The organism is Lentzea sp. NPDC092896, assembly GCF_044754905.1.
GTDB lineage: Bacteria > Actinomycetota > Actinomycetes > Mycobacteriales > Pseudonocardiaceae > Lentzea.
In genome coordinates this window covers 1,382,398-1,396,908 of sequence record NZ_JBIVPX010000001.1, presented here as the reverse complement: position 1 = coordinate 1,396,908, position 14,511 = coordinate 1,382,398, and the positions used below count along the sequence as shown (strand labels likewise).

Annotated in this window: 12 protein-coding genes and 1 pseudogene; 6 read left to right on the top strand and 7 right to left on the bottom strand. The window is 70.0% G+C overall.

Going from position 1 to position 14,511, the window contains the following annotated elements; all coding sequences use genetic code 11:
• The first annotated feature begins 33 nt into the window (after positions 1–33).
• Positions 34–1,050, top strand: a complete 1,017-nt coding sequence (locus ACIQF0_RS06210; protein WP_401025069.1) for a GTP-binding protein — start codon at positions 34–36, stop codon at positions 1,048–1,050.
• The gene (locus tag ACIQF0_RS06205; protein WP_401025067.1) at positions 1,050–2,144 is read left to right on the top strand and encodes a GTP-binding protein; all 1,095 of its coding nucleotides are present in this window, start codon (positions 1,050–1,052) and stop codon (positions 2,142–2,144) included. The genes ACIQF0_RS06210 and ACIQF0_RS06205 overlap by 1 nt, the downstream gene beginning before the upstream one ends.
• A gap of 215 nt (positions 2,145–2,359) precedes the next feature.
• Here ACIQF0_RS06205 and ACIQF0_RS06200 read toward each other — a convergent pair.
• The 4 genes and pseudogenes from ACIQF0_RS06200 to ACIQF0_RS06185 all read right to left on the bottom strand — a co-directional run.
• Positions 2,360–3,202 (bottom strand): annotated as a pseudogene (locus ACIQF0_RS06200) (glycosyltransferase 87 family protein); the annotation flags it as partial.
• A 61-nt stretch (positions 3,203–3,263) separates the two neighbouring features.
• On the bottom strand, positions 3,264–4,427 hold the full coding sequence (locus ACIQF0_RS06195; RefSeq protein ID WP_401025064.1) for a glycosyltransferase 87 family protein: 1,164 nt from the start codon (positions 4,425–4,427) through the stop codon (positions 3,264–3,266).
• On the bottom strand, positions 4,420–5,916 hold the full coding sequence (gene mptB / locus ACIQF0_RS06190; protein WP_401025061.1) for a polyprenol phosphomannose-dependent alpha 1,6 mannosyltransferase MptB: 1,497 nt from the start codon (positions 5,914–5,916) through the stop codon (positions 4,420–4,422). Before mptB ends, ACIQF0_RS06195 begins: the two co-directional genes overlap by 8 nt.
• A 103-nt stretch (positions 5,917–6,019) precedes the next feature.
• The gene (locus ACIQF0_RS06185; RefSeq protein ID WP_401025058.1) at positions 6,020–6,370 is read right to left on the bottom strand and encodes a hypothetical protein; all 351 of its coding nucleotides are present in this window, start codon (positions 6,368–6,370) and stop codon (positions 6,020–6,022) included.
• Between the two features lie 56 nt (positions 6,371–6,426).
• On the opposite strand from ACIQF0_RS06185, the gene ACIQF0_RS06180 reads away from it, so the two are divergent.
• Positions 6,427–7,314: a trypsin-like serine peptidase gene (locus ACIQF0_RS06180; RefSeq protein WP_401025055.1), complete on the top strand. Its 888-nt coding sequence runs from the start codon at positions 6,427–6,429 to the stop codon at positions 7,312–7,314.
• Between the two features lie 102 nt (positions 7,315–7,416).
• Positions 7,417–7,935 carry a DUF4232 domain-containing protein gene (locus ACIQF0_RS06175; protein ID WP_401025054.1) on the top strand — a complete coding sequence of 173 codons (519 nt, stop codon included), beginning with the start codon at positions 7,417–7,419 and terminating at the stop codon, positions 7,933–7,935.
• Here ACIQF0_RS06175 and ACIQF0_RS06170 read toward each other — a convergent pair.
• Positions 7,868–8,977, bottom strand: coding sequence for a glycosyltransferase 87 family protein (locus ACIQF0_RS06170; protein ID WP_401025052.1), 1,110 nt, complete (start codon positions 8,975–8,977; stop codon positions 7,868–7,870). The genes ACIQF0_RS06175 and ACIQF0_RS06170 overlap by 68 nt on opposite strands.
• A 148-nt stretch (positions 8,978–9,125) precedes the next feature.
• Between ACIQF0_RS06170 and ACIQF0_RS06165 the strand changes: the two genes are divergently transcribed.
• A complete protein-coding gene (locus ACIQF0_RS06165; RefSeq protein ID WP_401025049.1) occupies positions 9,126–11,456 on the top strand; it encodes an ATP-binding protein in 2,331 nt (776 codons plus the stop codon).
• 39 nt (positions 11,457–11,495) lie between these two features.
• Here the strand turns inward: ACIQF0_RS06165 and ACIQF0_RS06160 are convergent, their stop codons facing one another.
• The gene (locus ACIQF0_RS06160) at positions 11,496–12,683 is read right to left on the bottom strand and encodes a peptidoglycan DD-metalloendopeptidase family protein (RefSeq protein ID WP_401025047.1); all 1,188 of its coding nucleotides are present in this window, start codon (positions 12,681–12,683) and stop codon (positions 11,496–11,498) included.
• Positions 12,684–12,910: 227 nt separating this feature from the next.
• On the opposite strand from ACIQF0_RS06160, the gene ACIQF0_RS06155 reads away from it, so the two are divergent.
• The gene (locus tag ACIQF0_RS06155) at positions 12,911–13,846 is read left to right on the top strand and encodes a hypothetical protein (protein WP_401025044.1); all 936 of its coding nucleotides are present in this window, start codon (positions 12,911–12,913) and stop codon (positions 13,844–13,846) included.
• Here the strand turns inward: ACIQF0_RS06155 and ACIQF0_RS06150 are convergent.
• Complete coding sequence (locus ACIQF0_RS06150) at positions 13,843–14,487, bottom strand: DUF998 domain-containing protein (protein WP_401025041.1); 645 nt, start codon at positions 14,485–14,487, stop codon at positions 13,843–13,845. The genes ACIQF0_RS06155 and ACIQF0_RS06150 overlap by 4 nt on opposite strands.
• Positions 14,488–14,511: the final 24 nt, after the last annotated feature.

Here is a 14,511-nt window from a genome sequence, read left to right as displayed (position 1 = left end):
AAACGATAATCGTTGTCATGTAGGCTGCGGGCCATGGCAGCACGGGTCGTATTGGTAGCCGGGTTCACCCACCACGACGTGGCCGACGAACTCTGGCGGGCGTCACCGGAGTCGTCGCTGGTCAGACACGATCTGAGCAGCCTGGCCGAGGGGGTGGTGCGACGGTGGGCGGACGGCCGGCTCACCGTTCTGGAGCTCGCGCACGGGTGCGTCTCGTGCACGTTGCGGCTGGACCTCGTTCCGCTGCTCGAGGGGCTGGACGGGCGCGTGATCGTGCAGCTGGACCCGATGCTCGAACCGGAGGCCGTCTGCTTCGCGCTGAGCGGGACCGAGGTGGAGATCGAGGCGGTGGTGACGGTGGTCGACACCGCGACCTGGCTCGACGACGCGACCGGCGCCGACTCGCTCGCCGACCGGGGCTTGCGCGCGGCCGAGGGCGACGAGCGAATGGTCGCGCAGGTCGTGGTCGGGCAGGCGGAGTTCGCGGACGCGCTGGTGCTGACCGGTCCCGGTGACCCGGTGCTCACCGCCGTGCTCGACCGGCTCTCCCCCGGCGCACCGCGTCAGCAGCTGTCCGAGCTCGACGTCGTCTCCTTGCTCGCCGCGATTCCCGCCGACGCGCGGCGCGGTGAGATCGACGACGGCTTCGGGTCGCTGCTGTACGGGCGGCCGTCGCTGGAACCGGCGCACGGCGTGTCCGTCGTCCACTTCACCGACCGGCGGCCGTTCCACCCCATGCGGCTGCACAACTGCATCGACGTGCTGCTCGACGGCGTGGTGCGGGTGCGCGGCCGGGTGTGGGTGGCGAGCCAGCCCGACGCGGCGCTGTGGCTGGAGTCCGCGGGCGGCGGGTTGCGCGTGGGCAACCTGGGGCCGTGGGAGGGCGACCGCGACCAGGAGCTCGTCGTGATCACCAAGTCCGCCGACGCGGCCGAGATCGCCGCGGCACTGCGGTCGGCCCTGGTCACCGACGAGGAACTGGCGCTGGTCACCGAGCTCGACTTCGCCGACCCGTTCGCCGACTGGCACGAGGAAGAGATGGAACTCTGATGCGCACCCCCGTGACCGTGCTGTCCGGTTTTCTCGGCTCCGGCAAGACGACGCTGCTCAACCACGTGCTCACCAACCGCGAAGGCAGGCGGGTGGCGGTGATCGTGAACGACATGAGTGAGGTCAACATCGACGCGGCGCTGGTCGACCGGACCGTCGAACGCGTCGTCGAACTCACGAACGGCTGCATCTGCTGCACGTTGCGGGAGGACCTGCTCGACAGCGTCGGCGAACTGGCGCGCTCGGGCCGGTTCGACACGATCCTGGTCGAGTCGACGGGCGTCTCCGAGCCGATGCCGGTGGCGGCGACGTTCGAGTGGACCTTCGAGGACGGCACGAGCCTGTCCGACCACGCGCGGCTCGACACGATGGTGACGCTGGTGGACGCGGAGGGTTTCCTGCGCGGGCTGGCCGCCGGTGAGGTCTCGGACCTGCTGGTGGACCAGGTGGAGTTCGCGAACGTGCTGGTGGTGAACAAGACCGACCTCGTCGGCCCTGATCAGCTCGCGAAGCTCGACGCGTTGCTGCGGCGCCTGAACCCGTCCGCGCGTCTGCTGCACACGCGCAACGGCGTCGTGGAGCTGGCCGACGTGCTCGACACCGGCTCGTACGACCCGATCACCGCCGCGCAGGCACCGGGCTGGGCTGCCGAACTCGCGGGTGGGCACACCCCGGAGACCGAGGAGTACGGGATCAGGTCGGTCACCTATCGCGCGTCACGGCCGTTCCACCCCGCCCGGCTCGTGGAGGCGCTCGCGGACTGGGAAGGTGTGTTGCGCAGCAAGGGTTTCTGCCACATCGCGTCCCGGCCGGACGTACTGGCCGTGTGGTCGCAGGCCGGTCCCAACCTCGTCATCGAACCTGGTCAGCTGCTCGACTCGCCTCGTGCTCGTCAGGAGCTGGTGTTCATCGGGGTGGACCTGGACGTGACGGAGCCCGCTCAGCGCCTGGATCCCGCGCTGCTCACCGACTCCGAGCTCGCGGCAGGACCCGAGGTGTGGCGGACGTTCGCGGATCCGTTGCCGGAGTGGGACTTCAGCGACCTGCACGACCACGCGATGACGACCAGCGTCACCAACGCGAACGCCGGGTAGGCCCAGCCGACCAGCGACAGCCAGCCGGGCCTGCTGATCGTCCAGATCGTCGGCTGCCGGTCCAGCTGGAACGCGATCACGTCCAGGAACATCACCGGAACCCACAGCGCCAGCAGGGTGTTGCGCACCCACGGCGCGATCTTCTTGTGCACCAGCCAGATCAGCAGCGGCGCCACCCACACCCAGTGGTGGTCCCAGGAGATCGGCGAGAGCAGCAAGCCCAGGAACTGCACCGACAGCACGCCGATCAACGCGTCGTTCGCCCGGACCGACGCCCTCAGCGCGAACAACGCGATCACCGTCGACACCAGGGCGGCGATGATCCACGGCCAGGACATGCCGACGTCGTAACCGAGGCTGCGGGACAGCGCGCCGCGCAACGACTGGTTGTGCGCGGTGGCGATGGGCCCGACCCGGTCCGGATCGCCGAACAGCACGAACCAGTACTGCCTGGCCTGCTCGAAGTTCACCAGGAACCCGAGGCCGACGCTCGCCGCGAACGCCGCCACCGACCACACCGCGGCCTTCCACCGGCGGGTCGCGAGGAAGTACAGGCCGGAGATCGCGGGCACGAGCTTCACCCCGGCGGTCAGGCCGATGCCCGCTCCCGCGACGCGCGGGTCACGGGCCACCAGCGCGGCCAGCACGACCGCGGCCAGCACCAGGTTGATCTGGCCGAACTCGAAGGTGTGGAAGACCGGCATCATCCACAGCAGCACGGCCGTCCACAGGATCGCCCGCTGCCGCCACACCCGGTCCGTCCACGACTCCCCCGCGACGAGCCGCAGCGCCACGCGCACCAGCCAGTACAGGCACAGCACCGTCAGCAGGCGGAAGCTCCACTGCGCGGCGCCCCAGAACAGCCACGTCATCGGCAGGAACACCAGCGCGCCGAACGGCGGGTAGGTGAACGGCAGCGGGAAGTCCGGCGGTGAGTGCGGAGAGACCACCTGGTAGAGGTCGCCGTCGAGCACGTGCGGGGCCAGCGACCAGTAGACGTACAGGTCGATCGACTCGTTGCCGAAGCCGGTGACGATGATCCACGTGCGGGCGAGCATCGAGATCGCCAGCAGCCACGGCGCGACGGCGAGCAGCCGCCGTTCCAGCTTCGCGAGGGGCTTAGGTCGCAACACGTTCTGCCTTCGGGATCGGGTCGAGCAGCTTCGGCGTCAGCGCCAGGGTGAGCAGTGCGAGCGCCGGGTACACCCAGCCGAGCGCCGCGAGCGGCCAGGGTCTCGGGATCTCCCAGATGGACGGCTGCAGGTTGATCAGGATCGTGATGACGTCCGAGAGCACCGCGACCACCCAGGCGCCGGCGAGCCACAGGTTCCGTCGCGCGTAGATCAGCCAGAGGACCAGCGGGATCACCCACAACCAGTGGTGGCTCCACGAGATCGGCGAGACCAACAGCCCGAAGACCTGCACGATGATCACGGCCGCCAGGGTGTCCCCGGCCTTCACCGCTGCCCGCAACGCGAAGCCGGTGAGCACGACGGACACCGCCGCCGCGAGCAGCCACGGCCAGGTCATCTCGACGTCGTGGCCGAGTGAACGCGACAACGCGCCGCGCAACGACTGGTTGATCACCGAGCCCACCGGCCCGACCCGGTCCGCCGCGCCGAGCAGCTCGAACCAGTAGCGCCACGAGTCCGCGGCGGACACGAGGAAGCCCAGCGCGACGGTGATCGCGAAGCCCGCCACCGACCACAGCGCGGCCTTCCACCGCCGCGTGACCAGGAAGTACAGGCCCGAGATCGCCGGCGTCAGCTTCATCCCGGCGGCGACGCCGACACCGAGTCCCGCGACGGCCTGCCGGGTCGCGACCATCGCCGCGAACGTCCCGGCGATCAGGACGAGGTTGATCTGTCCGAAGTCGAGGGTCTTGCGCACCGGCTCGAACCACAGCGCGATCGCCGTCCACAACAGAGCGCGGCGCCCGTCGTACGGCTGCTCGGCCTTGTCCGCGAGCAGCTTCAGCGCGGTGCGCACCAGCCACCACAGGCAGACCAGCGACAGCACCTGCCAGACGATCTTCGCCGCGAGCCACGGCAGCGCCGACAGCGGGAGGAACACCAGCGCCGCGAAGGGCGGATAGGTGAACGGCAGCGGGAAGTCCGCCGTGAACGGCATGTCGATCGAGTAGAGCTCGTCGGTGAGCACGTTCGGAGCGAGGCTCCAGTAGACCTTGAGGTCGATCATCCCCCAGTTCGCCGTCGCGGCGTAGATGCCCAACGACAGGCACAACACCAACGGCGCGAACCTCAGCACACGCTGCTCACTCACCGGTTCCTCCAGCCACCGGGGCCGGTTGGCGCACGGGGTGCAGCAGCGCCCGCCCGACCCACATCCCTGCCACAACAGTGGCAGCCAGGTACGGCCACCACACCCAGGGGTTCATGGAGTCGTACGTCCAGCGCGCGACGATCGTGCCGTCGGGCAGGGTGACCAGCACCATCCACACCGAAACGCCCGCCAGCACGGCGATCCGGCGGTCCTTCCACGCGAACGCCGCTCCCAACGCGAGCGCCCACGTGAAGTACCACGGCAACACCGAAGGCGCGAGCAGAGACGCGGCGAGCAACGCGATCGTGGCGCGTCTCACCGCTTCCACACCGCCCTCGCGTGCCAGCCACCACTGCCGCACGAGCACTCCGGCGAGCACGACCACGCCGGCGGCGCGGAAGAAGGTGAGGAAGCCGAGGTGCGTGAACCCCGGCACGACACGGCCGATCGAGAAGTAGAGAAGCTCCGCCACGGCACACGGCAACGACATCCACGTGAGCAACGGCCCCTGCGACCGCAGCACGCCGATCCAGCCGAGATCGACGCCCGCCACCACCGTCGCCGCCGCGAAGACCACGACGAACACCGCTCCCCCGGTGGCGGCCGCGGTCAGAAAGCGTTGCCGTGCCGCACCTTCCAGCCGTGCCGCCCACACCCACACGAGGAACGGCGCGACGAGCAGCGCGGTCGCCTTCACCGCCGTCGCCAGCGCGATCAGCGCGAACCCTCTCAAGTGCCTGCGGTCCAGCACCATCAGCACGCCCGCCGCCATCAACCCGACCATCAGCACGTCGTTGTGCGCGCCACCGATGCCCAGCGCCACCACCAGCGGGTTCGCGACCGTCAGCCACAACGCCGTCGAAGTCCGCCCGCCCAAGTGCCTCGTCAGACCGGGAATCGCCCACGCCAGCAACACCAGCCCGGTGAGCACGGCGACGCGCATGACGATCGCGCCGAGGATGACGTTGTCGCCGGTCAGCCACACCGTTCCCTTGCCCAGCAGCAGGAACAGCGGCCCGTACGGCGACGGCGTCTCCTGCCACAGGCCCGCGACGTTGCCCCGCAACGGCAGGTCGAGCACGGCGGCGCCACGCGAGTAGGGGTCGAAGCCGCGCAGCGCCACCGCGCCCTGCGCCAGATAGCTGTAGACGTCACGGCTGTAGAGCGGCGGCGCGATGATCAGCGGCGCGGTCCACGCGGCGGCCGTCACCGCCACCGGCCTGCCGCCCACATCACCTGCGAGCACCAACCGTCCCAGCCGGACCCAGGACAGCACCATCAGCGCCAGTCCCGCGAACAGCACCAGGAACGCGAGGTCGTGGCCATGGCCGTACCTCATCGCGTTCAGGACGGTCCCGCTCAGCAACGGGTCCCTGCGGACGATCGCGCCCGCTCCCAGCCCACCGATCGCGAGCAGGACGGCACCGAACACACCAGGCCACAGCACGTTGCGCGGAACTCGCCGGAACAGCTCCGCAACAGCGGTCACAGCCGAATCCACCCTCTTGACGTCTCTTGTCACGAGGTAATCGCAAGGGCGAGACGCCAGCCAGGAAGAAGGGCATGAAGATCAGGTTCTTCGGGTGGTTCCTCTAGCCGGTGAGCGTGTCCATCACGACGTGGGCACCGAGTTCGCCGAGCGACCTGATCAGGTCCGGGCCGAGGCAGACCGAGTCCTGCCCCTCCTTCGGCGACCAGGAGACGAACAGGTCCACCTCACATCGAGCCGCTACCTCGAGGAGCACTTCCCGGTGCTCAGCGAGCAACGCCTCGACGAGTTTCAGCAGGTCGTCCAGGTGCAGGTCGCAGCCACCGGCGTCGACGCACCAGAGCCCGTCGCCGCACTCGGCACCGTCGATCTTCAGGGCGGCGCCGATCTCCGCGACGGTCATCTCACCCGCCCACACCCGCAGCGTGGCCCTCGACCAGGGTTCTTCCTCCACGGGCTGAATCCTCGCAGCCCGCGCAACTCAGATCCGTCGTGGAACGTCACCCGATCATGATCTGGAAAGCGCTGAGCACGTCCGGAGTGATCCTCGCGGCGGCCCTGGTGGCGTCCCCTGCCCAGGCCGCGGCGGGCCAGGTGGTGACGGAGGTGTCCACACCGGACCGCGCCGCCGCCCTGGCCCACTGGACGCCGGAACGGATGAGGGCCGTCGGCGACGGCGACCTCCCACCCGCCGAGAAGATCTCCCAGCCGTACGAGGGCGCGGTGCCGGGCGTCGGCCGGTTGTTCATGTCCACCTCGACGGGCCAGGACCACTCCTGCACGGCCACGGTGGTGCCGAGCGCGACCAGGGACGTCGTGCTGACGGCCGGGCACTGCGTCAACGGCGGCCTGGACCGGTGGGACAACCCGATCAAGATCCTGAACGTGGTGTTCGTGCCCGGCTACGACCACGGAACGCGGCCGCACGGGGTGTTCGTGGCGCGCGCTTTCGCCTGGTCCGACACCTACAGCGGACCGTCGAGCGGCCTGGACGACGACGCGGTGATCGCGCTCGACCCGGTGGACGGCGGGCACGTGCAGGACGTGGCCGGGGCGCAGGACATCTCGTTCGACGCGGTGGGCTCGCCGACAGACCAGACGACGCTGGGATATCCGGTCTCGGCGCTCGAACGCGGTGAGAAGCTGCTGTCGTGCGCGCGACCGGCGACGTTGAAGGTCAACTCGGTCCTGTCGGTGTGGGAGACGGACTGCGACCTCGCGGGTGGGTCCAGCGGTGGGCCGTGGTTGCGCGGGTTCGATCCGGCCACGGGTAAGGGGACGATCTTCGGGGTGACCAGCCGGGGCACGATGAACGAGGACCTGGTCACGACCGACTTGAGCGCGGCGAAGCTCACCGATGCCGTGCGCGCGTTGTACGTCAGCGCTGATCACCTCTGACCACCGGTTGCTCCATTGAGACGAATGTCATCTCGGCGCATCGTCGGTGCCCGGCTGGGCATCCTTCCCACCAAGGGGATCACCACCAGGGAGGGGTGTCGAATGAACACCAGGTACAAGGTAGGTCTGGGCGTCGCCGCGTTGCTCGCCGCCACCGCGTTGCCGCTGGTAACGGGAACCGCGTCCGCCAACCCGTCCGACCAGCCGTGCGACGTCTCGGACCTCGTCGTCTCGGTGACGCAGGATCCGCACTCGTCCGCAGGTCAGCAGGCGTTCGTGCTGCACTACGCCGCGGCCGGCGAGCACACGAACTGCAAGCTGCAGGGCGCGCCGACGGCCGTCACGTTCACCAAGGGCAGCGGGCACAGCGAGGGTGACGACAGCGGTATCGCCGTCGTGCTGGACGACCCGAACGGCACGCCCGCGCCGGTGAACGTGCGGCCGGGCAGGGACGCCGAGTCGCGGATCCTGATGTCCTCGCAGGCGCCGGTCTCGTTCCAGCCCGACGTCGTCAACCTCGACCTGCCGGCCGAGGGCGGCCACACGACGACCGTCAGCTGGCCGAGTGGACAGCCGCTGCGGGGATCGTCGGTGGAGCTGACGTTCGTGTCGCCTGCCTGAAAGCCAGCAGCCCCAACGCCATGACGGTCAGCCACACGTAGGTGTCGAACTCGTGCAGCCGTGTCACGAACACCAGGAACACGGCGGCGAAGGCGACCCGGTTGCCGCGCAGTGCGACGAACACCAGCACCGGCACGCACCACACCCAGTGGTGCAGCCAGGAGACCGGCGAGGCCAGCAGCCCGGCACCCGCGATGACGAACAGCGCGACGAGGTCGTCGCGGGTCCGCCGGGCCACCAGGAACGCCGTGGCCACCGCAGCGGCCGCGAGCACGACCCACAGCAGCGTTTCCACGCCGGGTGCGAGACCGAAGCCGCGCAGCAGACCGCGGATCGACTGGTTGGTGGACAACGACATGTCGCCGATGCGGTCGGGGTTCAGCAGCGAGTGCAGCCAGTACTGCAGCGAATCCCTTGGTGTGATGAGGAATCCTGCCAGGGCCAGGCCCGCGAAGGTGGCCATCGACGTGATCGCGGCCCGCCAGTCGCGCTTGACGATGAAGTACAGCACGAACACAGCGGGCGTCAGCTTGATCGCGGCGGCGACGCCGATCAGCACGCCACGCCAACGCTTGTCGGTGACCAGCAGGACGTCGATCACGACCAGCGCCAGCAGGAACAGGTTGATCTGGCCGTAACCGTAGGTCATCCACACCGGGTCCAGCGCCAGCGCGCCGATCGCGGCCAGCGGCCCGGCAGTCCACTGGAGATCGGGACGGACCTTGCCCGCCACCGCCACGCACACCGCGGTGAGCGCGACGAAGCCGGCCGCTACCACCAGCAGGTTGTGCCACCCGCCCGGCACGAAGCTCAGGCCGCTGAACAGCACCGCCGCGATCGGCGGGTAGGTGAAGGGCAGCTGCGGGTCGAGCGGCGGGCCGGTGAACCCGACGTAGAGCGAGCGACCCTCGAGCCACGCGAGGCCGCCGAGCCGGTACACGTCGAGGTCGATCGGGTAGTGACCGGACCAGGTGAACAGCAGCCACGCCAGGGCGGCCAGCCAGAGGGCAGCACAGAGCCGCACTGGGTTTGCGAGGGACACACCTCGAAGCTAATTTCGGCCGGGAAAGTTCACCTTGCTGAACAACCAGCAGAAGTTCCGGCAGAAATGTGGTTCGGAAGCAGCGCTACCCCGGCGCCAGGCGTCTACCTGTCAGCACCATGCGCTGAAGACGTCGGGGGGTAGCGCAGTGAGCACGACCGCGTTCGGGGATTTTCTCCGCTTTTATCGATCGCGTGTTCCGTTGACGCAGGAAGAACTGGCCGAACGCACGGGCCTGAGCACACGCGCGATCAGTGACATGGAACGCGGCCGCACGCTCAGTCCGCAGTTCCGCACCGTGCAACTGCTGGTGGGCGGGCTCGGGCTCGGCGGCGAGGAGGCGGCGGAGTTCACCGCGCTCGCCCGCGCCAGCCGGGTGGCCGGAGCCGACGAACGCCCGGACGCGCCGTTCGCCTTGGCGTCCTGCTCGCTGCCGCCGGTGCTGATCGAGCTCACCGGCCGGGAGGACGAGAAGAAGCTCCTGGACGGGTTCGCCGCGGACGCCTCGTCGTCGTCACGGCTGCAGATCGCGGTGGTCCACGGCGCGCCCGGTGCCGGCAAGACCGCGCTCGCCGTCGACGCGGGACACCGGCTGGGCGCGCGGTTCGCCGACGGCTGCGTGTTCCTCGACCTGCGCGGCACCGACGAGCCGCTGACCCCGGGCAAGGCCGCGCACCGGCTGCTGCGCTCGTTCGGCGTGGACGAACGCCAGATCCCCGCCGACCCGGACGACAAGCTGTCGCTGTACCGGTCTCAGCTGCGCGACCGGGCCGTGTTGCTGGTGCTCGACAACGCGGAGAACGAGGCGCAGGTGCGTCCGCTGCTCGCGTCCAGCCCCGGCACGCTGGTGCTGCTGACCAGCCGCCGAACGATGACGGGCCTGGACGCCCGGCACCGGCTCCCGCTGGAGTTGTTGCCGCTGAACCGTTCCGTCGAACTGCTGCGCGCCGTGACCGGCCCGGACCGGCTCGACGCCGAACCGGAGGCGGCCGAACGGGTCGCCGAGCTGTGCGGCGGCCTGCCGCTGGCGTTGCTCATCGCGGGGAACCGGCTGACGAGCAGACCACAGTGGACGATCGGTCACCTCGCCGAGCAGCTGGAGGACGAACGACGGCGGCTGTCCGTGCTGCGGGCGGGCGACCTGCAGGTGCGGGCGGCGTTCGAGATCTCCTACCACCAGCTCAGTCCGGGCGCCGCCACGTTGTTCCGCAGGCTGGCGCTGGTCGCGAGCCCCGAGGTTAGTGAGGCCCTGGCCACCGTTCTGGTCGACGACGCGGAGGAGGCGTTGGAGGAGCTGGCCGACGCGAGCCTGCTCGGCATCAGCGAGACGCCGGGCCGGTACACGCGCCACGACCTGCTGCACGTCTTCGCCGCCGAACGTCTCGAACTCGACGACGACCCGGCCGCCGTCCTGAAGACGCGCACACGTTTGCGGCACTGGCTCATCGACACCGCCACCGGAGCGGCCCTCTTCTTCGACCACGACAGGCCCGCCGGGCGTGCGGGTCCGGTGCACGACAAGGAATCCGCGGACCGGTGGCTCGACCAGGAACTGGAGAACTGGCGCGGCGCGGTGCGATCGGCCGTGGCGGAAGGCGAGCACGACCGCGTTCTCGAGCTGGCACAGGCGATGCACTGGTACTCGGACATGCACGGCGTCGGCGAGCTGTGGCGCGAAGTCTTCTCGGCCGGCGCCCACGCGGCCCGGCGACTGGGTGACGCCAAGGCCGCCGCCGAACAGCTGAACTACCTGTCGTGGGCGCTGTACGCGTTGTGCGGGCAGCCGCACGAGGCTTTGGCCGTGCACGAGGAGGCCGCCGCGGAGCCCATCGACGACACCATCACCGAAGCGTGGAACTGCTACTACGGCTCGGCGATCCGGCGGCGGCTCGGCGAACCGGACAGGGCGGTGTCACTGGGCCGCCGGTCCGTCGAGGGGTTCCAGCGGGCCGGCTACCTGATCGGCGAGAACCTTGCGCTCTCCCTGCTCGGTCTGATGCTGCACACCGCGGGCGACCTCGGCGAGGCCGCCGAGGTGCAGCAACTCAGCGTGGACCAGCACCGCAAAGCCGGTGGTGACGACGAACTGCTGTCGATGCTGCTGATCCGCCTGGCGACGACGCTGGCGGCCGCGGGCCAGGTGATCGCCTCGATGGACCTCCTCGACGAGGCCGAGTTGTTGTTCCACCGGCACTCCAACACCGCGGGAACAGCTCGGGTGCGGCACCACCGGGGCCTGGTGCTGATGGACGCGGGCCGGTTCGGCGAGGCGCGGGAACAGCTGCTGTCGGCGCTGGGCGAGGGGCGGCTCTCCGATCACCGGGTCGAGATCCTGGCCAGGCTCGCCGAACTCGCTGACGCCGCAGGGGATTCGGCGCAGGCCCGCGAGTACCGGGTGCGGGCGCTGGCCGAGTGCGACCGCTACGACACCCCGGCGGTCCGTCTCACGGCGGCGAAACTGGTGGCAGCGCTGAAATGAGTGCCGATCCCACTGCGGGGCGGGATCGGCACCGTCAGGTCAGCAGGCCGAGGCCACCGGTTCGTTCGAGCCGGTGTCGACGAAACCGTCGCTGATCCACTTGCCGTCCTCGAGCCGGTTCCACAGATCCGTGCGGCCCCAGACTCCCTCGACGGCCTCGCCGCGGCTCGTGCACGCGATGGACACCGTCGCACCGTCCGCGACCGTGCCCGCGACCGGGTGGCTCAGGCCGGGGCCGGAACGCAGGTTCACCGTGGTGTTCGGCCCCGCGTCGACCGTGCCGGTGGGCAGGGTCGTGCCACCACCACCGTAGTTCGTGACCTTGCCGCCGACGTTCACGCGCGTGCTGCCACGTTGCGCGTAGCCGCCGTACGCCTGCGAGCCCTCGTAGAAGGTCCAGCCGCCGATCGTCATCCCGTTGACGCTCACGTGGGTGTTGCCGCGCAGCAACGAGAAGTGCACGTGCGCCCCGGTGCTCGAACCGCCGCACGGCAGCTCGTTGCCGATGTTGCCGAGGTACGTGCCGGTGCGCACGGCGCTGCCGTCGGCGAGCGTCGTCAGGTTGTACATGTGGTAGTAGGTGGTGCTGTAACCGTTGTCGTGCACGACCTTCACCAGTGCGCTGCGGCCCACGACGCAGCTCTTGTAGACACGGCCGTTGCCCGCGGACAGGACGCGGCCGTCACCGCCGTTGAAGTCGATGGAGCTGAACGGCCGGCTGTTGCCGCTGTTGCCGTGCGGGCCGCCGCCCATCCACCAGGCCACGTTCACCGGCCACGGCAGGCCGAGTCCGGTGGGCGCGAGCGACTGGTTGGCCGCGAAGGTCCGCTTCTCGCCGTCGCTGAGCACGCCGGACGGCGCCTGTGCGGCCAGGGCGGCGAATCCGGCGGTGCCGTCGAGCTCGACCCGCCACGCGGACCGTTCCTTGCGTGCCAGGAACAACGCCATGTGCGGCGCCCCGTGTTCCTGACCGTGGGCCAGTGGAATGGTGGTGCTGCCGAACACCCACGAGCCAGACGTGCGAGTCGGCTCGAACAGCGGTTCACGCAACGTCTGCGTGTCCCACTGCTGTTTCAACGCCTCGCCGTGTTGCTGGAGCATGGTGGCGCGAACGGTCGTGGCGAGGTCGGGTGCGGCCGTCGCGGACGGCGCGACCAGCACCGCGGCACCGGCCACGAGTGCGGAGAACAACGCGGCGAATCGCCGCGCGGACAACGGACGGGACATGTGCCCTCCAGGGGGAAATCGGCACAGGGCAGGGATTCGGCGGCTCTTGCAGGGGGCCGCCGCGCCGATGACATACCGGTGGTCCGACGCGGTCAAGGTCACCTCCGGCAGGCGACCCACCACTGTGGAACGCCCTCCAAAACTGTGGAGGGATACCTACGTTTGTCGGTCATATCGGGCGCATTCGGCCTTCTAAACTGTTTTCTCCACAGTCGAGGGGGTGTGCGGTGGTCGTTCCTCCCGACGACGAGGTCGACGTGCTGCTACGCGCCGGTCCGTTCCACGTGGCGTTGCGGGCCGCCGTCGAGCGCAGCGGCCTCACCCTGGAACGCCTGCGCGACCGCCTCGATCGCCGGGGCATCCACGTCAGTCTCTCGACGCTGAGCTACTGGAGGCTGGGCCGCAGCCGCCCTGAACGCGCCGACTCGTTGCGCGCGGTCCAGGCCATCGAGACCATCCTCGGCCTGCCCAGGCACTCGCTGGAAGCCCTGCTCGGGCCGCCGCGCCCGCGTGGCCGATGGGTGTCGAAGCAGCAGCAGACCCGCGACTACGGACGGATGCTGGAACCCGCGCAGTCGCTCGCGGAGATCGTGCGGGCGCTGGTCGGCCCGTCCGACGGCGACCTGCGCCTGTGGTCGCAGGACGACGCGGCCACAGTGGACGAGCACGGCGCGCTCCGGACGATCCACACCAGACAGGTGCTGCGCGCGGTCGCCGGCAACCCCGACCGCTACCTGGCCGTGTACTGCGCGGACGCCGGCACGCCACCGGACGCGCTGGGCGTCGAGGCCGTGCGCGACTGCCGGCTGGGACGCGTGCGGCGGCACCCCGGAGCGCCGGTGATCGCCGTGGAGCTGCTGTTCGACCAAAGCCTGCGCGCGGGTCAGACGCACCTGCTGGAGTACCGCTTCACCATCGCGGAGAACGGCGCGCGGTCACACGACTACCGGCGCGCGTTCCGTTACCCCGTGGGCACCTACGTGGCGAGCGTGCAGTTCACCGAACCGTGCCTCCCGGTTCGCTGCTACGCCCTCGCCCAGCCCGGTGTGGACGCGACGCAGGTGCACGGCGACGAACTCGCGCTCACGCCGGGGCGGGTGCTGCACCTGACGGCGAAGGACGTGCGGCCGGGCGTGCTCGGCATGGGCTGGGACTGGTCCTAGGTATTGGTAGTGGCCTTGGTCCTGGCAGGCAACGCCACACCGCAGACGACCGCCCACAACAGCACCGGGAACGCCGCGATGCGTTCCCACAGACCGAACAGCGCCGGACCGCCGACCTGGGCGAACAACAGCACGAGGGCCACCGCCGCCACGATCGCGGCGCCGGCGCCGACGCGGCCCAGGAGGCGCCACCGGGCGGTGCCCGCCAGGGCGAGGCCGGTCAGCAGCATCGCGACCTCGCCCACCGGGATGGCGACGACCGCGCCGGCGACGTGCAGCGTCCGGCTGGTGTCCTCGGGGTTCAGGCCGACCACGGCCAGGGCCAGCCCGGTGACGACGAGGAGCACCAGGCCGGCGCGGGCCGTCCGCACGTCCGGGAACAGCGGCCGGACCAGCAGGGCTCCCGCGGCCAGGCACAGACCCGCGAGCGTCCAGGACACGCCGGAGACGACGTGCCACGGCGAACACACCCAGCGCTCGACCTGGTCCGACTGGAAGCAGGTGGCCGCGCCCAGGTCGCTGATGGCGTTGCTCAGCCAGCTGTACGGAACGTCCCAGCGGGCCTCCACCACGAACAGCAGCAAGAAGTACTGCGCCACCAACACCCACAGCACCGCGCCCAGCCGCGTTCGCCCGCTCATCCCCGTGATCTTAGGCTGACCGGC